This window comes from Nostoc sp. LEGE 12454 (assembly GCF_056620565.1).
The window spans coordinates 286,408-306,930 of the sequence record NZ_JBWQXL010000004.1 but is presented as its reverse complement, the minus strand read 5'-3'; the positions used below and the strand labels follow the sequence as shown (position 1 = coordinate 306,930).

Below are 20,523 nucleotides of genomic sequence, written 5' to 3'. Positions count from 1 at the left end.
TTAAAATCAGGTGGGGTAATTCAGGTGCGGTAAACACTAGGTGCTACGCAAAGCTGTAACAGGATTTAGCTGACTAGCTCATAGAGCCGGGAGAAAACCAGCGCTAACCTCAATGACAAGGCTGCTGTACTGCTTTCAAATTGGTAGGGCAAATCAAAAGTACCGCGACAACCACCAACGTCAACCCATGCACTGTCATCAGCGCCACAGTTACCCCTAACAAGCTCAAAGTCGTAGTTTAAGCCCATTGCACAGGATCTAATTGATAGTAACGTTGCAGTTGCTCATAAAGTGCCGGATGCTTGGATAACAATTGGTGCGGTTTTTCAAAGAATGTCTCAGTCGCTACGGCAAAAAATTCTGCGGGATTTGTTGCGCCATAGCTATCCATTACCGTCTTTGCACCTTGTAGAACATCATTACAAAGTTGCTGATATTCTTCTGTCATCACCTTCGCCCAAATAGCATAGTCTGAGTTGTTTTGCAGTATCGGAACTCCTTCAGCTTTACCATCTTCTTGATCTAACTGATGGGCGAATTCATGAAGCACAACATTACGTCCATCTCTCCAGTTATTAATGTCTTGTTTCACCTGCTCCCAAGACACTACTAATTGGTCATTTGTCCATGATTCACCCAGTCTTGCTACACGCCTTTCCTCAACAACATATTTTCCGACGGAATTTGTTTCCTGAACAAAATAAGCGTTGGGATACACCAGAATTGAACGAAGTCTGGGGAAGTATTGCCCACGTTCATTTAATAGAAGTAAACAGGCGATCGCAGCAAGAGTTAGTTTCATTTCCTCCGTCACCTGTAATCCTCTACAGCCAATAAATTGCTTTTCTGCTAAGAATACTTGAATATGTCCCTGAAGTCGTCTGATTTCATCGGGAGAGAGACACAGATAAATAGGAAGATTATTTTCAATAATGGCATTCCATAGGGGAGGAAAAGGACGATGTTTGAGACGGGTTCTTCGTCTTTTGACTAGAACGGGATTGACTAAAATCCCAATCAGAATCAACCCAATGATGCTAAATACAACTATTGTTTGAATCATTGACTTTGAGCAGTTTACATATTTAATTTCCTAGTTAGCAGAAAGTTTAGAATAATTGTTATTGTTGTGCCTTACTAACTACCGCTATTGGATCAGAATTATGCAAGATTGAACCTTGCTGGAAAGGCTGTTTTGAAGTCCTTGCTCAACTTTGACAATCAGTTTATCAAAAGCCTCTTGATTTGCTGTCAGTTGTTCTTGAAGAACTTTCTCTAATTCAGGCTTTATTTGCTGACACATATCCTCAATTTTTTTGTCGCTCAAAAAATTAGAACGCATCCAACTAGGTACATCTACATTTGTCTTAATTACTTCTTGAACACTCTTACGATTTAGCTCCATTCCTGCTGCCATCAACGAAGCCCCATATACTAGTGCAATCGGCCAGGTTAAATGCCCAGTTAGGATGAGAGTGATGATGCTAGCCACAGCGCCTCCACCAATTACTACATTCACGATAAATGCTACTGTCTCAGCCAGGATAGCATCTCCAATTTGTAATTCTGGGTTAACAAAAGTTGGGTCAATACTATCCTCGAATCTTAAGCTGCTTCTAGGTATCTGAAACTTTCGACAGATTGGATCGGTTTGTGCGGCTAAATCGGGTTGGATTTTATTGCTAAACCAAGAAGCGCATTGATGATTAATTATCTGCACGGCGCGATCGCTTTTGAGCCACTGTTCTGCTCGACCGATCAAAGCTGTTTCCAAATCGGCTAAAGTCCGTATCTTGTTTTTTTGCCAATCTTTTAAACCTGGTTTAACTGCATTGACAATCAAACCATCCGCCAAAGGCTTAGTTAGTGATTCGATTAACTCCGGGATATGCCTTTCAATCAAACCTTTGAGCTTGTTCGAGGTAAATAGTTGGTTGACTTCTTGCTTAAAAGCAGCAGCACGCAGATCCCATCGTCCTACTCGTGCTAATCCCAGTGCAATGCACCGTTCCGGTTCTGGATCGGGTCGAAGCAGCGTTTCTGGTTCGGGAAACATTTCCTGACAAAAAACGTGCGTGAACTTCATCCGAGATGCACCGCCAGTCATCAAAACAAGTTTCGGCACGATTCCAAGTTTTTCCAGCTTTTCTTTCGCCTCGGTTAAAGAGTTGCGAAATGATTTAATCCAACTATGATTTTCCAGTTCCGGTAAGGGTTGATTTAAAATTTCCTCCATCATCAATTTATTCACTTGAGGAATAAAATAAATCTGTTCATTGATCGACTCGAAGCCACGCGCAAAGGATTCAGGATCGCTGTATAGCTGTTCATTAGAAAAGTAATCTTCTTTAGCTTTGCGGCAAGCAAGTTCACAACGAGCCTGGTGATGCGGATATTCCTGAAATACTTTTTCGAGTAATGCTTTTTGTTCGTGGTTGGCGAGAGTCCGGGCAAAAATAGCTTTGTCAATTAGAGATGCGCCTAAAGTATTACTCCCGAAATCTATCGGGATTTCTTCTAAGCTTTTAACCAGAGTAAAATCTGTGGTTGAAGAACCAATATCGACAATTAGCACCGATGCTACAAGTTTGTCATACTCAAGCTTCCCAGCTTCTTTGGCTTGCATGAAAGCGGCCCGCGATTCGGGTACAACATTTAGCTGGGGAATGCCAGCTTCTTGAAGTAGCTTTTGGTATTCGGTGCGATCGCTAACTGACCATCCTGAAGGGCAACCAATGTAAAAATAGCTACCTTCACCACCTGCAAGTTGTTTGCTTTCTTTCAAAAGGCGGTAGTAGGTTGCCACAAAAGTGCTAATTGTTTCCCGATATTTGGGATCGTTGTTGGGTTTTTGCTTGAAAGAGATTGTTAGTTGGGTAACGCCAGCTTGAATTAATGCTTGTTCGCCGACCAGATAACCGAGTTTAGGATGCCAACCAAGGGCTGTAATTTGGTTCTTCTTGTTGTTAATCTCCAGCATCTGGGGGGGGTCGATGCTTTCCACGATCGCTTTAGCTATAGCCGTTTCACCGTGCCCCAAATCAAAACCGATTGTTTCTAAAATTTCCATACCCTTATTGTCTATTATTCTCTAGCAGAGGAATATGCTGGCTCAATTACCCTACCGCGTCTAATCAAGCGATCGCCTTTTAACAAAGCCGGCGTTAGAGTCACGTGTTCTTTGGTATCGGGGTCGATACTTGGCTCGAAGTCAAAATACTCGCGATCGCTATGCGGGTCATTTGGTCGGTAAATTTGAGCGTTAATTCCCTGAGACATTAAAATCTGTGGTAAAAGTTTTGCAAGTTCATAAGCCATTTGGGGTTTATCAAGTTTTGATGCGCCCATTAGCCTTTGCAGAAAATTTAATAACTCTGGCAGTTCTTCTATTGCTAGATCGCCTTCATGTTTATTCCATTCTTCTACTCTAGCTACTGCTAGGTCGATAGTGTTGAGAGCATCGCCAAGATGATCTAAAAATACTTTGCTATCAACCCGAAGCATAGGTTGGGGTAATTCCAATAGCTCTGAAGATATAGAATTTTGCTGGCTCTTTAACTCAAGTTGAAGCACAACTTCTACCCCTAGAAGTATAGAGGTTAGTAAGATAACCATCCATGCACCTGGGGTAGTTTTAGTTAAAGAGAACAACGAACCTAAGATGCCTATATAAATAAGCCCCTTTAGCAGTTTCAGGATTAATCTGCTGGAAAAAAACTTTGTACCTGGGTTAGTAATTTGCCTTTGCTCTGTTGGAGCAATCTGAGAATAGTTAGCCGCAGCAAGAGTGGCGATGGACTGCCGCAGGGTATCTAGGAAAAAGGAAGCCAGACGAACTTGAGCCAGATTAAGTTTTTCAATGTAAATTCTTTCGAGATTATCAAGTCGATTCTGAACCAATTTAACTATCTCCTCGATGTTGGTTGTGTTATCAATATCTGTCTGGAGTTGGTTGCGTTCTTCGCTAAAAAGTGAAGTGATTGTTTTCATTGCGTTGATTAAGACTTTAACGTTACTAATAGAGCTGAAATGAACAGTTGTTTTCTCATTTCACCCTGTAATCACATGATGACTGATGTAATTAACTGAGTTGCATGGTTCCAGCATTTTTTTACTAGAAAATTGCGCTCAATGTTATGTAGAAATCTTGCATATAGTTGAGATCGCATTTAGACTGCTGATGAGGTAGGTTCACTGGGCATTTGAACATTACCCATTAGCCTAACCATTGATTGCAAATTACACCCATTAGAAGGAGGAGCAAAATGTTTATCTGCGTCATTGCAGACTACGGTACAGGAGATCCGGCATTTACAGAAGTCACACAACGTCTGCTGATGACTTTTCCCCATGCCCAAATTCATTTGCTTTCGGTTCCAGCATTCAGTACCTTGGCAACGGGATTCTGGATTGCCCAACTCGGACTTAACCCTGGCCCTAGCGATCGCCTAATTTATCACAACTGTGCGCCTCGCCAGGACGATCCTGAAGCTCGTCGAGATAATGAAGGTGAAGGGCTAACTTATGCCCTTCTATCCAATGGTGTAAAAGTAGTGGGTGTAAATGCAGGCTACACCCTCTCCTTTATCAAAGACCATACAAAGGAGTTGCGAGCGGTCAACGTTTCCCGTGGTGGCTCGCAGTTTCGCTCACGGGATGTATTTCCTCCGGCTGCGGCTGCGATTATGAATGAAGATTTTAGCATTCTGGGAGATAGCCTCAAGAGCGAGCAAATTCCAGATGTTCCATCAGATCGCATTGCCTGGATTGATGGCTACGGCAACATTAAAACAACTATTGGGGCGCATACAGTTGACTTGGAGCCTCAAAGCAAGATCGTAATCCGAATTGGAGATGTGGTCAGTGATGCGGTGTATTCTGATGGCAGTTTCAAGGTCTCTGAAGGAACTTTAGCCTTTGCTCCTGGTAGTTCCGGTTGGTCAAAAGGCGATTCAGGAGAACCATTGCGCTTTTTAGAGCTATTTTTGCGAGGAGGCAGTGCTTGGGAACGCTTTGGCCGTCCCCGTGTGAATCAGCAAGTAACTCGAATTGCCTGAAATCGGGTAATTGCCTTCTGTTACTGTCAGTAGACCGAAAATTTTTCCATAACCCTTACCAGCCGTTGATTAGATAAAAACACAATTTGCCGGAATCCTATTAGAGTCTGCTTTTCAAGGAACGAGCGTTGTTGGTGGTTTAAGGGCGCAGCTCGTCGTAGACATCGCGATCGTTAACAGAAAAACCTCGTCTGAAACCCTGATTCTTTCCTCAACTTACAAAAGTTTTCGATCTACTGACATTTAGTCTTAACGTAAGTCGTAACGTGTTATTATTTGCTTCGAGATTCCTAGCTGTTTGTTCTGATAAAATATAGTGCTTGTTTTTGTTATCCCACTCAAAAGTGCGCAAGTTTCCAATTCCTGGGAGCGTGTTACACAATTATTTGAAAGATGTATTAAATCAGTTTGCAATCAAACCTCACCTAACTTTCACGTTATTGTTGTTTGTAACGAAAAGCCCAAAATAGAATTCACTCATCCTCATCTCACATACATTACAGTTGATTTTTCCCTTCCAAACGAGCCTACCCTTGTAGCCAAGGGAGACACAGATAAAGGGCGTAAAATCTTAAAAGGATTGATGTATGCTCGTCAATTTTCTCCCACTCACACTATGACAGTTGATGCTGACGATTGTGTTAGTGAAAAGTTAGCGAAATTTGTTCAACAACACCCTGATTCTAATGGATGGTTTATAAATAAAGGTTATAAATATCAAGAAGGTAGTAATTATATATATATCAAGAGAAGCAATTTTTATAAAATGTGCGGGACTTGTAACATTATTCGATATGATTTGAATGATTTGCCAGAAACCGCAGAATATAATCGTGGCTACGGATACTATAGATATTATATAGACCACGCTAAAGTTAGAGATATTTTAAAGAACAAAGGAAAATCCATTAAATCATTACCATTTCCAGGTGCGGTTTATATTTTGGCAACAGGAGAAAATCTTTTTGAAAATTCAAAAAGATTAAGATTTAGCATTTTTAATCGTAAATTATTAAATCAATCATTGAGAGACGAATTCGGATTATACAATCTACAGCAATCCAAAGAGATTTATCAACTATCAGAATTGTAAATTGTTTTTGAAAAAATCTCATAAATGGTCTTATATAGTGTGTTAGCGGAGCATAACGCACCAAAGGTTTGAAATTGTGCCCTAGTTTCTGCGCTAACACAACGCCAGTTACTACAACCTTAAGCCTTCTCTTCTCCCAAAGGGAGACGTTACGCGTAGCTTGCTTCCACAAAGTGGTACGGAGAGGCTTGTCTGCAATCATTGGTGTCAACTTAACGTGAAAGCAAGTCTAGAACTAGCTTTTAGATTGCCTCGTTCCCAGTCTCCGACTGGGAATGCTCGTCCTTGAGGCTCCGCCTCTCTTGCTGGCAGCTCTGCCGCCAAGAGCAGCATTTCCAGCCAGAGGCTAGAAACGAGGTTTTAAAGGAGTTTCAGCTTAAGTTGACACCAATGGTCTGCAATACGCCATGCGAACACCAACGGTATGAATGGCTTCTCTACCAGAGGCTGTGCCAACGCTGAGAGCAAGTACTCAAGCGTCGGGAACCTCCGCAACGCACAGACCCCCTACGTGTATTTTAAAATCAAATATTAGTCCTATATAATGGAGTATTTTGCGAGGCTGATAGGCTACAGTGCCACTATGCCAAAATTCAAATCAAAATCTCAGCAATCTAAAAAATCGAAAAAGCAGGCTAAAAAGGAAACTTCTACCCTTAGTCTCAAAGAACAGCTAGCCCAAAAGCGCAAATCTGCCCAAGTACGTAAAGAACTCACTAGCTTACTCACCACCGCCATTTTTGGCGGTGTCTTCGTTGGCATTCTACTTTTTTTCGTAGCTGGAATTAAAGCAGCAGTCCCTGGCGTGTTAGGGATAATAGTCATGTCTCTTTCCTACAAATATCCGCGCCAAGCCCTATATGCCTTCATCATTTACATACCTGTGGGAGGTACTATCACCTACTACTTGGGCAATAGTCCTATACTCCAATTAGCTAAAGATGCCTTTTACGTTCCAGCGCTAATTGGACTTTGGCAGACTTGCCGTAGACAGGGGCTACCCTTAATTATTCCCAAAGGCATTAAAATCCCACTTTATATTGTTTTCGCTTGCAGTCTGCTAACACTGTTGTTTGTTAATGGTGGACAGCAATTTAACCCGCCTAGTGCAGGACTATTAGAAAAAGCACCCCCAGAAATACCATTAGGTATGGGAATTCTGGGACTAAAAGTATTTTTAGGCTATGTCCCCCTGCTTGGTTGTGCTTACTATCTAATTCGCGATAAGCGGGATTTTCTATTTTTATTGCGCCTCCAAATTGTCCTCACATTGATTTGCTGTGGACTGGGATTTATTCAATATTTTTTACTACTAACTGGTGTCTGTCAAGGCACTAGAGGTCTTGAAGGAGATGCCTTATTTAGAGCAACACTCGAAGCCCGGTGTTATTTTGGTGGAGCGCTAGTATATAGTCCCGAAGAAGGAGTTATTCGCCTACCAGGGACATTTGTAGCTCCTTGGCAGTGGGCATGGTTTTTAATTTCTAGCACCTTTTTTACCTTTGCCACCGGCTTCACCGATCCCTCGCCAATATGGCGGATCATCGGTTTAGCTTCTATAGTGGGAGTCTTTATCGATGCTGTAATCTCTGGACAGAGAATCGCCTTAGCTTTAGTACCAATCTGCTTCGGGATTTTGCTATTGCTTACCGGACAACTTGGCAACCTGAAACGATTTATTCCCATAGGCGTAGGACTTGCCTTCATTCTGGGAATTGCGATGGTGAGTAACCCTGCTGTCGTACAAGAGAGAACCGAGAGTTTTGTCAGTCGTTGGAACGCTTCACCACCTCAAGATTTTATCATCCAGCAATTTGAAGAAAATTGGAAAAACGTAGACGGACCATTGGGAAGCGGCTTAGGACGAGCAACTAACTCTGCCCGTGTGATGGGTCAAACTAAGCTTGTAGAAACCTACTACCCCAAAGTACTTTATGAAGTGGGAATTTTTGGATTACTAGCCTTTCTGGGTTTGGTAACAACTTTAACAATTCTGGGCTTTAAAACCTATCGCTCTATAAAGAACCGTAATTTCCGTAGTTCCGGAGCAGCTTTGTGGGTGTTTATATTGTTTATTAGCACCAATACTTACTATTATCCTCTGGATGTCGATCCTGTTGCAGCCTATTATTGGTTTTTTGCGGGAGTTCTTTTTAAGTTACCAGAACTGGAGAAACAAGATAAGGAAGATGCCAACTCCGAGCAAAAAAAGAAGAAAAAACGTCTAAAAACAATTTAAATGAAATAAAAATGCTCAAAGATATGATTGGAGGTCAAAAATATCTCAGTATTTCAAACCTACCTCGAAATTATCGCCATACACTTATTTTTCGATGATACTTATTGATGGGTAAGTAATTTCGTAGTCAGAGAGAGGAATGAAAGTAAGGTTTTCCAAAATCCGTGAAAATACAGTATGTAAATTAAAGTAATAGCCGCTTACTGAATTTCGTGGAAATTAATTTTTACAAGGCTATTATAGAAGTAGTGAAATTACTTAATAAAAATTATGAATAATTGGCCATTAGTTACTGTAGTTATCGCAACCTACGGACGAGAAGAAGCGCTACGCGATAGCATTGTAGATGTCTTAAAACAGGACTATCCAAATTTTGAAGTTTTAATTGTAGACCAAACTCCAAAACACCAACCAGAAATTCAAGCCTATCTAGAAGAGATGGCGGACGCAGGTAAAATTAAATGGTTGCGCTTAGATTGGGCAAGTTTGCCAGGGGCGCGAAATTATGCCGTCCGTCGGTCATCTGGTGAAATAATATTGTTTATTGATGATGATGTTCAGTTAACCCCTGGATTGTTAGCAGCCCATGCGAAAAATTATGTGCAAAACCCAGAGGTGGGGGCTGTAGCCGGTCGGGTTTTTGACAGAATGAAATTAGGTGATTCTAGAGGAGATTTAGAGATTGAATATTTGCCTCCCGAAGCTATGGACCCAGGAATCGCTTGGTATCATATTGATTTAGTACATACTATCAAGCCCCAACAAGTGCTGACAGCGAGGGGTTGTAATATGTCATTTCGCCGTGAAATTTTTACTAAGTATGGGCTGAGGTTTGATGAGAGGTTTGGCGGGAGTGCAGTGCGCGAAGAGTCGGATTTTTGTTTGCGGTTGCGACAAACGGGGTATAAGATTTGGTACGACCCAGAGGCCCATTTGGTGCATTTAGGCGAAGAAACAGGGGGTTGTCATGATATTAGTATGCGATCGCTAAAATATCAACTCACCTTCTACCATAACCATTTTTTACTGGGGCTGAAAAACCTAACTGTGACTCAAGCTTTGCGCTTATATGGTCGTTTATTTGACTGTCACGTTCTTGGACGCCCACCTTGTCATAAAAGCGGTTCCCCCATCAAAATTGCCACTCGCGCTATTTTCTACACTTTAGGTTTTTTCAAAGCCTTGGGTACTGTCATCCAATCAATATGGAACGATGGTCAAATTTACAGTCGATTGGATCAAAAAGTTTAGTTATTAGTCATTTGTCACTTGTACTGAGTTTCGACTGCGCTCAACTACCGCGTAGTCGTTGGTGCAGCCTCTCGAAGAGAAGTATTGGTCATTAGTCATTAGTGAATAACAAAGGATAGATGAAAATCTTAGTTGCTAGTCACACTTATATCGTAGACCTCAACTGTGAGAAATTACGCGCTTTATCTCAACTAGAACCTGATATTGAAGTTACAGTTGTAGTCCCAAAGCGCTGGAAACCAGGCGGTGTACAAAACAGAATTATTGAAACTGAATACCGTGATGAAGGCAAATTTAAAATAGTTCCAGTTTCTAATTTTAGTCAAAATCATCAGGGACTCCTTACATTTGGCGCTGATTTAATATCTTTATTAAAAAATTTCCGCCCCCAAATCATCCAAGTTGAACAAGGTTCTAGAGCCTTGGCTTATACTCAAATGATTGCCTTAAATCAGCTATTAGGACTCAAGTCCAAAAATATATTTTTTACCTGGTGGAATCTTCCTTATGAACTGAAACTACCAATTTCTTTATTAGAAAAATATAACCTCAACCACAGCCACGGCATTATTTCTGGCAATCAAGATGGAGCAGAAGTTTTACGGCAACGGGGATATACAGGTGCAATTAAAGTCATGCCACAACTGGGTGTAGATGAAAGTTTATTTACTCCCAAAGCTCAACCAGATTTAGCAGCTAAGTTGGGCATTGTAAAAGAGGATTTTGTAGTAGGTTTTGTAGGCCGATTTGTGCAAGAGAAGGGTTTGTTAACACTTTTGCGAGCCTTAAGTGCTTTGAAAAATAAACCTTGGAAATTCCTGTTATTGGGACGAGGAGAGTTGCAAAGTGAATTAATTAAAATTGCCGCAGAAAACAATATTAAAGAACGATTAATTTTGATAGAAAGTGTTCCCCATGATGAGGTTGCAAGCTATATCAATTTAATGAGTACTTTAGTATTACCTTCAGAAACAACTTACAAGTTTAAAACCTTAACTTCTGCTGGCTGGAAAGAGCAATTTGGTCATGTGCTAATTGAAGCGATGGCTTGCCAAGTTCCTGTGATTGGTTCTGATTCTGGGGAAATTCCTTATGTAATTGGTGATGCTGGTTTAGTTTTTCCTGAAGGTGATGTTCAAGCTCTTGCTAATTGCTTAGTTCAATTAATAGATAAACCAGATTTTGCTCATACTCTCGGTGAAATGGGTTATCGAAAAGCAATGATTCAATATACAAATAAAGCTTTGGCTAAACAGCAATTGGAGTTTTATCAAGAGTTAGTCATGAGCAAATAACAAATGAAAATATTACAAATTGTCCCCTCAATTTCTCTAATTTACGGCGGGCCTAGTCAAATGGTACTTGGATTAGCTCCAGCGTTAGTAAAAGAGGGAGTAGAAGTTACAATTCTCACAACTGATAGTAATGGCGATAATGGTCAAACACCTCTGGATGTTCCTTTAAATCGCCCAATTAAACAAGATGGCTATGAAATAATTTACTTTCGTTGCGCGCCGTTTCGTCGCTACAAATTTTCTCTCGATTTATTAAACTGGTTAAAACGTCATGCTCACGAGTTTGACATAGCACACATTCATGCTCTATTCTCGCCAATAATTAGTGCTGCTGCTCTTGTATGTCGTCAGCAAAAACTACCTTATATTTTCCGTCCTTTGGGTACTCTCGATCCGGCTGATTTACAGAAGAAAAAGCAATTAAAACAGCTTTATGTCGCAATTATAGAACGTCAAAATTTAGCTAGTGCCGCAGCAATTCATTTTACCAGCGACCAAGAAGCTAAAATATCAGAACGATTTGGAGTATCTACACCAGATTTGGTAATTCCCTTGGGTGTGATTCCCCGTAAATCTTCTATTAAAAATGTATGTAGTCAGTTAGAACTACCAAAAGACGTACCTTTAGTGCTGTTTATGTCACGAATTGACCCGAAAAAGGGGTTGAATTTGTTGATTCCGGCGCTAGAGAAGCTGTTAGCGGTTGGTTATAAGTTTCATTTTGTCTTAGCCGGAACAAATCCTCAAGATCCAGATTACGAACAAAAGATAATATCCCAAATTCAAAATTCACCATTGCGATCGCACACTACAATTACTGGCTTTGTCACTGGTGAACTTAAAGTTAGTTTACTACAAGCTGCTGATTTATTTGTCTTGCCTTCCTACTACGAAAATTTTGGGATTGCTGTAGCTGAAGCGATGGTTGCAGGTGTACCCGTAGTCATTTCTGACCAAGTGCATATTTGTCAACAGATACGTGATAGTGAGTCGGGTTGGGTAGGCGCAACAGATGTGCAAGCATTGGTAAAGTTACTGCAAGAGGCTTTGGAAAATCCCGCAGAACGCCAACGACGGGGATTAAACGCCCAAAAGTATGCCTTGGAAAATTTTAGCTGGGATGCGATCGCAAAGCAAACAATCAAAGCCTATCAAGAAATTTTGGCAGCCCACACCAATTATTTCCGCAAAAAGTTTTAAGGACCATTCAACCTTGAAGTTTATCTGTAATCAATTAACTGACGACTAGCCAAATGCTCTTGAAGTAACTTGTGGATAAAACGATAGCGCCCACCGACTCTTTGCAGAAGCCCTTGCTGTGTAGCATAGTTGAGAAAACGGGCATAGTTCCAGGGAATATAGTTACTTTTGTAAAGAATTAGGCGTAGCATAAAATGTTGAATGCAAGCAATGCCCGGAACTAGCCCACCAATCAGCGCACCCATTAGCCCAAGAAACTTTCTAAAAGAAAACTGTTGATTTGAGATAAACAGCCAATCAATGAACCAACCAATTAGCACACCCATTATTCCAAATATCAGCGCAAAAATTACAGCGTAGAATGCTGATTTCCAAATACCTTGATTAGCATCTACCTTGTTTTCTACATCATCAAAGTCGCCCAATCCATTAATGAACGCACCCATTGATCCACCAATTAGCCCACCAACTACCCCATTAATCAAAACATCTATTCTATATTTTAGTAATAGTCCCAAGTTTGATATTTGAGAAAAGTTTTTACTGTCAGTAATACCCAAATTAGAAATCACCCCGAAAATCAGCCCTTCACCCAGCCCAACAGATATCAACCCATCATTCCGATTACGCCATGATGCTCTTATGCCAGACCATCTCAGAGTCTCAAATGGTCTGATATTTTCCCTCAGACCACTAATTAGGGCACCTATCAAACCCCCAATCAGCGCCCCTATCAACCCGCCAACTAACACAGCTATCGACCCACTAATCAGCGCACCTACCAATCCAACAATTAGTCCAACAATCAATCCTACTCCAATACGATACATACGTCTCTCATTTTTATCTGCTAACCAACTAGGCTGCATTTTCTCAATCAAGAACTCAGTTTGGAAATTATCTTGCAGTCTTTTGGCTAACCATATCAATCTATATCTAGCCTGCTGTATAGTTTTGGAAGGAAATTGATTGTTGATATAATTATCAAACAAAGCCCGTCTATATGCTTGAGTGGAATTTAAGCTTTGATCTTGATCAATAAATATTTGGTTATCCTTAGGCGTTGAAATCAGGAGATTCAGCATTAGCGGCGATTGGAATAACTCCAATAGTTCTGAACTATACTGAATTCTCTCCCATAAATTTTGGTATTTGACTTCTAGCAAGTAATCTTCAATTTGTACCTTGTCCAAGGGTTGCAAACAGACTACCCCATTGAGTGGGAGTTTGAACTCATCGGGGATCGTTTCGTATTCTGTTCGACGACTGCATACAACCAGATGTTTAAGTTGAGCAGTCCCTTTAAGAAACAATTCATTAATTGCCTTTACACACCGGAGTTGAATTGTAGATGGCTGTTCATCTAGACCGTCAAGTAGCAGCAACAGTTTTTCATCGTCGAGCCACTCTAGTCCAAGCTTCCTGGGAACGGCATACAGAGTTTCGAGTTCAGCCAGCAGCCAGTTACGAAGACTTTCTTTATCTCTTTTGACTCTCCTGTATTTACTGGGCTTCCAAGATGAGAGGTTGAACAAAATTGGTACTGGTTCGTTTGGATCGTTTTTAGCGCGAGTGATTAGTTCCTTAGCCAATTGCATTAGGGTGGTAGTTTTGCCTGACCCTGGTTCACCCAAAATCAGTAACTTGCCTGCAATGTATTCCTCGTCAAATACTTCTATAATGCTCGCTCGTTTGCGTTGCGGAGAAGTTGAATTTCGACCTCCCCTATATGCTTGATTTCCTGGCGGTATTAGCTCAGGTCTTTCTTGCATTAACAGGTTTAGCAAATGTTCATTATGTAAACGGGCGTGGCGCCAATTTACAACTTTAGTATTCATCTTTTCTAGCACCCTATCCCGTTTCTGCTCACTTGGGTCGCTCGAATGCGATTGCTTCTGGGGAGGTGGGTAAAAATAAATTGTGGATTGCTTTTGGTTAACTGTCTGACCTGCTTGGGCAATCTGGCTCTCTTGCGCTGAAGAGTCTTCAAATTTCTGTTTAAAACCCGGTTCATCAGTAGGCTGTTGACTCATAGACCTATTTCCCTAGTATCCAAAGAAGCTTTTTGCCACGCCCAGCCAGCCCAGCAGTTGTGTAAGGATAGGTTCAACCTTTTTCCAAAGTCCGGTGCCAGCCTCTACTGTTTCGTTTGCATTTTTTAGAGTTTCAGTCACGCGTTTCAAACTTTTAGCTGCCAAATCCTTGTCAGGTTCCTTTTGCTGAACCTCTTCCTTAGCTGCATTTAAATACCGAACTGCTTTTTCTTTTTCGGGTTCCGTCAGATTTGCGCCTTGGAGTAGTTCTTCGATGCGTGTTAAGAGTTCAACGACATCTGCTGATTTGATCTGTTTCTCAGTGGGATTAACCTGCTGTGATTGAACAACATCACGACCAGCTTGCCCTACCTGCACTCCACCTGACAACTCGCTACCACTAAACGATTGTGAAAATTTTTCTTCTGACATGATTACATCCTAGAATTGCGATTACAGTTATTCTAAGCAATCAAACTGCCTCAAGCATTCTTCTTGCTTTGATAGTTTAAGCTTGGCAAGAGCAAATCCTAAAGAAAAGCGAGTATCAATTAAAACCTGATAATTAAGATCGCTGACCGTAAAAGACAGGACGAAGACACCAGTAGTAGAAATACATACAAAAGTGAATAATCCCTACCTAGTAACTACATTCATGACTGAATCCTTCTAGTCAAATAATCCCAAAAAATAATTTTTAGCAACTTAATTTGTCGGTTTATGTTGACGCCTGATTATCGATTATGCTTATTATTGCAATATTGGGTGTTGGTGAGTTTATCGTAGTTGAGTTTGTGAGCTTGAAACCTAAAATTTTGTTTCAAACTGCTAAAGTCCGATTGGGAAATAGGGGTTTTATGTCATGATGGCATACTAGAATATATATGCCTTTCTAACTACAGGGAATCTCTCATGGCTCTCCGTCTAGGTGACACAGTACCCAACTTTACGCAAGCCTCAACACACGGCGACATCGATTTTTACCAATGGGCAGGTGACAGCTGGGTTGTGCTGTTCTCTCACCCTGCTGATTTTACTCCTGTTTGTACAACAGAACTTGGCACAGTCGCCAAGCTAAAACCAGAATTTGACAAGCGCAATGTCAAAGCGATCGCACTCAGCGTTGATGACGTAGAATCCCATAAAGGCTGGGTGGGAGACATTGAAGAAACTCAAAGCACCACCCTTAACTACCCAATTTTGGCAGATGCAGATCGCAAGGTTGCCGATCTCTACGACATGATCCACCCCAATGCTAATGCGGCTGTGACAGTGCGATCGGTTTTTGTAATAGACCCCAATAAGAAACTCCGTCTCTCTTTCACCTATCCTCCCAGCACGGGACGTAACTTTGATGAACTTTTGCGGGTAATTGATTCTCTGCAATTGACTGATAATTACAGCGTGGCGACACCAGCTGACTGGAAAGATGGAGAGGATGTTGTAATTGTCCCCTCACTGAAAGATCCAGAAGTACTCAAAGAGAAATTCCCCAAAGGTTACGAAGAAATCAAACCCTATCTGAGGATGACTCCTCAGCCTAACAAGTAAATCTGAGAATGATTTCTGATAACAAGCAAGGGCGCAAAGATATAACTTTGCGTCTTTGTTTTTTTGCGTGAGAATATAGTCAGTGGGCTAGCATCCGAACCTGGAGGAAATCCCTATGTTCTCATCCCCTTTGGTTTTGCAAATTCCGTCATCAATGCAAATGACAGACGAACAATTTTTTGAATTCTGTCAGGTGAATCGTGATTTACGCATTGAGCGAAATAAATTTGGAGAATTGGTAATTATGCCTCCTACTGGTTCAGAGACAGGAAACCGAGAAGGTAATATATTTGGGCCGTTGTGGGTGTGGTCAGAACAAGATACTACAGGTATCACTTTTAGCTCTAGTACCGGATTTAAGTTATCAACAGGTGCAGAACGCTCTCCAGATGCCTCCTGGATTAAACTAGAACGGTGGAATTCTCTGTCTCCAGAACAACAGCGAAAGTTTGCACCCATTTGTCCAGATTTTGTAGTTGAACTCAAATCTCCTAGCGACAACCTCCAGACTTTGAAGGAAAAAATGGAGGAATATATGAATGAGCCAGGAATACAGTTAGGCTGGTTGATTGACCGTAAGCAGCGTAAAGTTTATATTTATCGTCCTGGATTGCCAGAGGAATGTTTGGATAATCCTGCTAGTGTAAGCGGCGAGTTGGTGTTGCCTGGGTTTATTTTGAATATGAGTAAAGTTTGGTAAGAAAATTTTATTTAAATTTAGGCTGGCGACGATACAGCTATTTAAATTGGAAAATTGGCGTGATATCTAAGGGTAATTGAACGATAAAAGTGCTACCTTTACCTAATTGACTCTGCACTTGAAACTACCTTGGTGTGCCTAAATAATTGCCTTATATCATGTCCGCTTAATTAGTTATTATTCCGGGCATCTATGCAAAAATCTTAAAACTCTCTTTCCCCCTGCGGTCTTAATGATAAGTCTTTTCGCGGATATGATATTACTTGTTGTACCAGGCTTTTCGCCACTGTTGCATTTGTTTAATTTCTATATCTTGGGCTTTAACAATTTCTTGGGCTAATTTCTTGATTTCAGGTCGCTTAGACTTACTTAAGGCATCTTGCGCCATTGTTACAGCCCCTTCATGGTGAGGAATCATCGCATTGATAAAGCGCAAATCAAACTCAGCATCAGCTGCACCTAAATCTTGACTCATCATCATAGTTTTCATTTGGTCAGATGACATTTCCATCATGTGGCCCATTTGACTGTTGTAAGCCATTGGTTTATCTCCCGCCTTGGGATACCAAGCTTGTCGCCACTGCTTCATCTGAGTGATTTCTTGGTTTTGCGATTTGATGATATTATCTGCTAGCTTTTTGAGTTCAGGACGTTTTGATTTCTGCTGCGCAACATTCGCCATTTCCACAGCCCCTTGATGGTGCGGTGTCATAGCATCGATAAATCGTAAATCAAAACTAGCATCGGCTGGGCCTAAATCCATTCCCATACTGTGAATCATGGCACCACCATGATTCATCATCTGCTTGTCGTTAGCATTGGTGGTGGTTTGCTTTGGCGCTTGGCTTTGGTTCTGGGAAGCAGTATTGCTACAGCCTGTAATGAACCCACCAGCTGAAGCGATCGCAGCAAAAGTTAGCGCTAAAAAACCATTCCTTAAAAATAGCAGTTGCATAAATCTTACGTAAGATATTTCTAATTTTAACGATCTAATAATCCAATGAAATTAAGATGAAATCTAAAGATCCCCAACAACTTGTTTTTACAAAGCCGGGGATCTTGTTTCTCATTGCACTGATTGCTCATCCCTATACTCGGTACATGGGAGATTTATCGGGTTTACGAGCGATCGCTAATGTCTGAACCTGCTACTGTAGAATCGATTGCTGATGGTATTTCAGAAGACTAAGTTATTTTTCCTCCTGTTAATATACTGATTGACGAACCATTCTTAGAAAGTGACCTGCATCGAGAACAAATTAATTTGCTGATTCGCATACTCAAATTGTAGTGGCGAGAGAGGCAAGATTTTTATGCTTCTAGCAATTTAACGATTTATTACAGTCATAACCAGGAAAAATCAGTAAGTTTCCCCGGACCAGACTTTTTTGTAGTTTTGGGAACCCAGAAAAAAGGCCCTAAGAGTTGGGTAGTTTGACAAGAAGACGGCAAATATCTAAACCTGATTGTGGAAATTTTGTCAAGCTCAACGGCAACAATTGATAAAGGTTTAAAAAAACAAGTTTATTCAGGATACCTTCCATACACCAGATTTTTTCTGATTTGACCTTGTAACAAAGGAACTTCAAGGATTTCATTTAGTTTATAGGAAGTATCAATAAATCCAAGTAACCACTGATGGCCGTTTGTGGAGTCAGCAGTTAGAACTTTATTTGGGAGTTTATGAAGGTAAATTAAGATTCTTCACTACTGAAAATCAATTAATACTATCATCAGAAGAATTGGCTGAACAGAACAATAACGTTTACGTGCCAAACAGGCAGAAGAAGGCGCTGAACGAGCAGAGCAAAAAATTGCTCGACTGCGGGAGGCTTTACGTATACAGGGCATCGACCTAGAGAATATTTGATTACATCAGGAAACGAACTAAAGACATTTTCAAGTTAAAATCTAGTTATCAATGTGTAAAAAAAGCGTAATCTTCTGAAAGTAGGGCATCGATTGCAAGCACAAGAAATTAAGGATAAGCTAAAGTCCCTTATCGAGCAAGCCTCCTCGATAGATCATAATTTAGCGAGAAGATTAGATGAAATCAATCGTTGGGTAAAAGACATCAAGCCAGGTTCCCTGACTGCAAAACCCTTTGTAATTGCCTTTCTGCTAGAGGTGATTACAGATTCGACAATTTGGCTGATGATTAAATCCTTACCTTCAGAAGAGGAACAAAAAGCAAAGTTCGAGATGATGACGCCGATTGAGAGATATTGGTATGGTTATCTATTTCCCAGATGGTTCAATGCAAGTGACTCCAAGTTTTATATTTGGAAACAAAAATTGATGGCAGGCGAGTTTAATCAGGTTGATGATGATATCATTAGATCGATAGCCCAAGATATTGTTCAGCGAGAAGGTAGTTTTTGGCAGCGTTATATTGCCGACCTTTCTATGGCAACAGATTTAATTGTTAGTCGTAACAATCAACCACTGTGCATTCAAGTTACCAGTGTTAGTGAAGAACTCAATCAACAAAAGTACCAAGCTTGGCAAAATACACTGCGCTCGTGGGAAATCGAGAGGGGGCTGTTTTTAAGTTACAATCCCAAGGATGCTAATTTTGTCAACCAGTTAGTCAACGTGGCCCTGTATAACAGTGATTACCTTTCTGGTGGCAAATATTTAAAATTTTCGTAACTTTTCAGGAATTTCATATTTCAGATTTGTGTCTAGCCTATATACTTACGTGCTAATTACAGCTTTTATGCCTAATAAAAGAGAAACTCACTGCAACAATCAAGTAGATACATTTGCTGAAGCTTTAGCAACGGCGCGACAAATGCAGCAGAACTGGCTAACTTATGGGGTTGATTTTGTCAATATTTACGTTGAAGATGTAGAGGGAGACTGGCTAGAAACGTGGGGACATGACGAGATTTTAGGTAATTTTCAATTAGATACTATTAAAGAATTTTTGGTAAGTAATGATAGTGTAGCTGTTAGGGTAAGAGAGCATTTAGGAGAGCGATCGCTGTTTGATTTTGCAGTAAACTTAGATGAATCTTGGAGAATTTCCCAAACCAATGACAGGTTATCTGCTGTAAAAAATCTGTTAGCTGGTGAAGGAAATAGTTTTGATACAGATGATATCAGGTTATTGGATTTAGCAGATAGTCTGGTGGGAAAGTTGGCAGAGATTTTGTGAAATTTTTAGTTGCGTAGTGGTAAATTCAATTGCCCTTAAAGTATCGAATTCGCAATGGTAATGTTGAGCTACTAAAAAATAATGGTAGCGATCGCATGATTTTATTAATTTTTACTATAAGACAGCATTTAGGAGAGCGATCGCTGTTTTATTCTACAGTAAAAACCTCACCCTGTCCTATCAGACATCCCTCTCGTTACCAAGGCTACGGTGTACACACAAGTCCGAAATAGAATAATTGACGAGTCCATTCTTTGTAGAGACGGCGATTTATGGCGTCTCCCTAACGTGTCAGTTTTTTAGACGCGATAAATCGCGTCTCTACATGAGGGGTTTCTGGCTTATCCCAAGGGTATTGGGATAAAACTGGTGACTTGTTTGTGTGTGTACTTATTCAGGTTTTTGGTTACGTTAACACAGTAACAGCAATAACACACTCTACATTTTTTCAACGCCTAAAGAGTGGTTTGGCATCAAAAACTACTTTTATCAAAATAGATTTACCAATAAAAGTTAAATAAAAGTTCCCATTTTGGGAATTATAGACCTATTGAAGCCCAGGCAAGTAGGTCAAAAGCATTGATTAGTGAAACTGCAAAAATATTGTACCCCTCGGTGGAAAAATTGGTTAACGAAATTGTGGCGGTTAACCACGCTTGGAAAGTGGCTTGTGAATTATTTGGACAAGATTCACCCCTATCTATTTCTTCACGGGATCTAAAAACCTGTTTGCAAGTGCGTTTGTTGCGAAGCTATGCACCAGAACAGGTTTATTTAATTGAGGATAAAGAATCAGAAGGTGAACCACTTTACAGTTTACGTCTCCGAAAACCTATAGGAGAACGCCTGTATGCAGAGCATCTCCCAATACGGATAGCTGAAGAAGTTCTTACGGATAAAGAATTAGAGAAATTCAAAAAGATATAACCAAGATAAACAAGAAA

20 protein-coding genes and 1 pseudogene are annotated in these 20,523 nt (G+C 40.6%); 14 read left to right on the top strand and 7 right to left on the bottom strand.

Annotation, left to right across the window (positions count from 1 at the left end):
* Positions 1 to 65: 65 nt before the first annotated feature.
* From AC1F2U_RS06885 to AC1F2U_RS06870, 4 genes are all read right to left on the bottom strand, one after another.
* Entirely contained in the window at positions 66 to 248 is a 183-nt protein-coding gene (locus tag AC1F2U_RS06885) for a hypothetical protein (protein ID WP_480260426.1), read from the bottom strand.
* Positions 239 to 1,063: a M90 family metallopeptidase gene (locus tag AC1F2U_RS06880; RefSeq protein ID WP_480260425.1), complete on the bottom strand. Its 825-nt coding sequence runs from the start codon at positions 1,061 to 1,063 to the stop codon at positions 239 to 241. The genes AC1F2U_RS06885 and AC1F2U_RS06880 overlap by 10 nt, the downstream gene beginning before the upstream one ends.
* A gap of 84 nt (positions 1,064 to 1,147) precedes the next feature.
* Positions 1,148 to 3,070: an Hsp70 family protein gene (locus tag AC1F2U_RS06875; protein WP_480260424.1), complete on the bottom strand. Its 1,923-nt coding sequence runs from the start codon at positions 3,068 to 3,070 to the stop codon at positions 1,148 to 1,150.
* Positions 3,071 to 3,084: 14 nt separating this feature from the next.
* Complete coding sequence (locus AC1F2U_RS06870; RefSeq protein WP_480260423.1) at positions 3,085 to 3,990, bottom strand: hypothetical protein; 906 nt, start codon at positions 3,988 to 3,990, stop codon at positions 3,085 to 3,087.
* Between the two features lie 275 nt (positions 3,991 to 4,265).
* Between AC1F2U_RS06870 and AC1F2U_RS06865 the strand changes: the two genes are divergently transcribed.
* The 6 genes from AC1F2U_RS06865 to hpsP all read left to right on the top strand — a co-directional run bounded on the left by AC1F2U_RS06865 (position 4,266) and on the right by hpsP (position 12,135).
* On the top strand, positions 4,266 to 5,057 hold the full coding sequence (locus tag AC1F2U_RS06865) for an SAM hydrolase/SAM-dependent halogenase family protein (RefSeq protein ID WP_480260422.1): 792 nt from the start codon (positions 4,266 to 4,268) through the stop codon (positions 5,055 to 5,057).
* A 316-nt stretch (positions 5,058 to 5,373) separates the two neighbouring features.
* Positions 5,374 to 6,150, top strand: a complete 777-nt coding sequence (locus AC1F2U_RS06860) for a glycosyltransferase family A protein (protein WP_480260421.1) — start codon at positions 5,374 to 5,376, stop codon at positions 6,148 to 6,150.
* Between the two features lie 583 nt (positions 6,151 to 6,733).
* A complete protein-coding gene (gene hpsL / locus AC1F2U_RS06855) occupies positions 6,734 to 8,389 on the top strand; it encodes a hormogonium polysaccharide biosynthesis protein HpsL (protein ID WP_480260420.1) in 1,656 nt (551 codons plus the stop codon).
* A 270-nt stretch (positions 8,390 to 8,659) separates the two neighbouring features.
* Positions 8,660 to 9,640 carry a hormogonium polysaccharide biosynthesis glycosyltransferase HpsN gene (gene hpsN / locus AC1F2U_RS06850; protein ID WP_480260419.1) on the top strand — a complete coding sequence of 327 codons (981 nt, stop codon included), beginning with the start codon at positions 8,660 to 8,662 and terminating at the stop codon, positions 9,638 to 9,640.
* A gap of 119 nt (positions 9,641 to 9,759) precedes the next feature.
* Positions 9,760 to 10,935: a hormogonium polysaccharide biosynthesis glycosyltransferase HpsO gene (gene hpsO, locus AC1F2U_RS06845; RefSeq protein WP_480260418.1), complete on the top strand. Its 1,176-nt coding sequence runs from the start codon at positions 9,760 to 9,762 to the stop codon at positions 10,933 to 10,935.
* Between the two features lie 3 nt (positions 10,936 to 10,938).
* Entirely contained in the window at positions 10,939 to 12,135 is a 1,197-nt protein-coding gene (hpsP, locus tag AC1F2U_RS06840) for a hormogonium polysaccharide biosynthesis glycosyltransferase HpsP (protein WP_480260417.1), read from the top strand.
* Between the two features lie 20 nt (positions 12,136 to 12,155).
* On the opposite strand, the gene AC1F2U_RS06835 is transcribed toward hpsP, so the two are convergent.
* Positions 12,156 to 14,168 (bottom strand): NACHT domain-containing protein, encoded by a 2,013-nt coding sequence (locus tag AC1F2U_RS06835; RefSeq protein ID WP_480260416.1) that lies wholly within the window; start codon positions 14,166 to 14,168, stop codon positions 12,156 to 12,158.
* A 12-nt stretch (positions 14,169 to 14,180) separates the two neighbouring features.
* Positions 14,181 to 14,600 (bottom strand): hypothetical protein, encoded by a 420-nt coding sequence (locus AC1F2U_RS06830; protein ID WP_480260415.1) that lies wholly within the window; start codon positions 14,598 to 14,600, stop codon positions 14,181 to 14,183.
* Positions 14,601 to 15,080: 480 nt separating this feature from the next.
* Here AC1F2U_RS06830 and AC1F2U_RS06825 point away from each other — a divergent pair, with 480 nt between their 5' ends.
* Together AC1F2U_RS06825 and AC1F2U_RS06820 are read left to right on the top strand one after the other, a co-directional pair.
* Entirely contained in the window at positions 15,081 to 15,719 is a 639-nt protein-coding gene (locus tag AC1F2U_RS06825; RefSeq protein WP_012412697.1) for a peroxiredoxin, read from the top strand.
* Between the two features lie 115 nt (positions 15,720 to 15,834).
* Positions 15,835 to 16,419 (top strand): Uma2 family endonuclease, encoded by a 585-nt coding sequence (locus tag AC1F2U_RS06820; RefSeq protein ID WP_480260414.1) that lies wholly within the window; start codon positions 15,835 to 15,837, stop codon positions 16,417 to 16,419.
* 259 nt (positions 16,420 to 16,678) lie between these two features.
* On the opposite strand, the gene AC1F2U_RS06815 is transcribed toward AC1F2U_RS06820, so the two are convergent.
* Positions 16,679 to 17,374 (bottom strand): DUF305 domain-containing protein, encoded by a 696-nt coding sequence (locus tag AC1F2U_RS06815; protein ID WP_480260413.1) that lies wholly within the window; start codon positions 17,372 to 17,374, stop codon positions 16,679 to 16,681.
* Positions 17,375 to 17,430: 56 nt separating this feature from the next.
* On the opposite strand from AC1F2U_RS06815, the gene AC1F2U_RS06810 reads away from it, so the two are divergent.
* The 6 genes and pseudogenes from AC1F2U_RS06810 to AC1F2U_RS06785 all read left to right on the top strand — a co-directional run bounded on the left by AC1F2U_RS06810 (position 17,431) and on the right by AC1F2U_RS06785 (position 20,506).
* Positions 17,431 to 17,562: a hypothetical protein gene (locus AC1F2U_RS06810; protein ID WP_480260412.1), complete on the top strand. Its 132-nt coding sequence runs from the start codon at positions 17,431 to 17,433 to the stop codon at positions 17,560 to 17,562.
* 49 nt (positions 17,563 to 17,611) lie between these two features.
* Positions 17,612 to 18,289 (top strand): annotated as a pseudogene (locus AC1F2U_RS06805) (Uma2 family endonuclease).
* Between the two features lie 92 nt (positions 18,290 to 18,381).
* The gene (locus tag AC1F2U_RS06800; protein WP_480260411.1) at positions 18,382 to 19,071 is read left to right on the top strand and encodes a hypothetical protein; all 690 of its coding nucleotides are present in this window, start codon (positions 18,382 to 18,384) and stop codon (positions 19,069 to 19,071) included.
* Between the two features lie 67 nt (positions 19,072 to 19,138).
* Positions 19,139 to 19,579, top strand: a complete 441-nt coding sequence (locus AC1F2U_RS06795; protein ID WP_480260410.1) for a hypothetical protein — start codon at positions 19,139 to 19,141, stop codon at positions 19,577 to 19,579.
* Between the two features lie 29 nt (positions 19,580 to 19,608).
* The gene (locus AC1F2U_RS06790; RefSeq protein ID WP_480260409.1) at positions 19,609 to 19,812 is read left to right on the top strand and encodes a hypothetical protein; all 204 of its coding nucleotides are present in this window, start codon (positions 19,609 to 19,611) and stop codon (positions 19,810 to 19,812) included.
* Between the two features lie 346 nt (positions 19,813 to 20,158).
* A complete protein-coding gene (locus AC1F2U_RS06785; RefSeq protein WP_480260408.1) occupies positions 20,159 to 20,506 on the top strand; it encodes a hypothetical protein in 348 nt (115 codons plus the stop codon).
* The last annotated feature ends 17 nt before the right edge of the window (positions 20,507 to 20,523 follow it).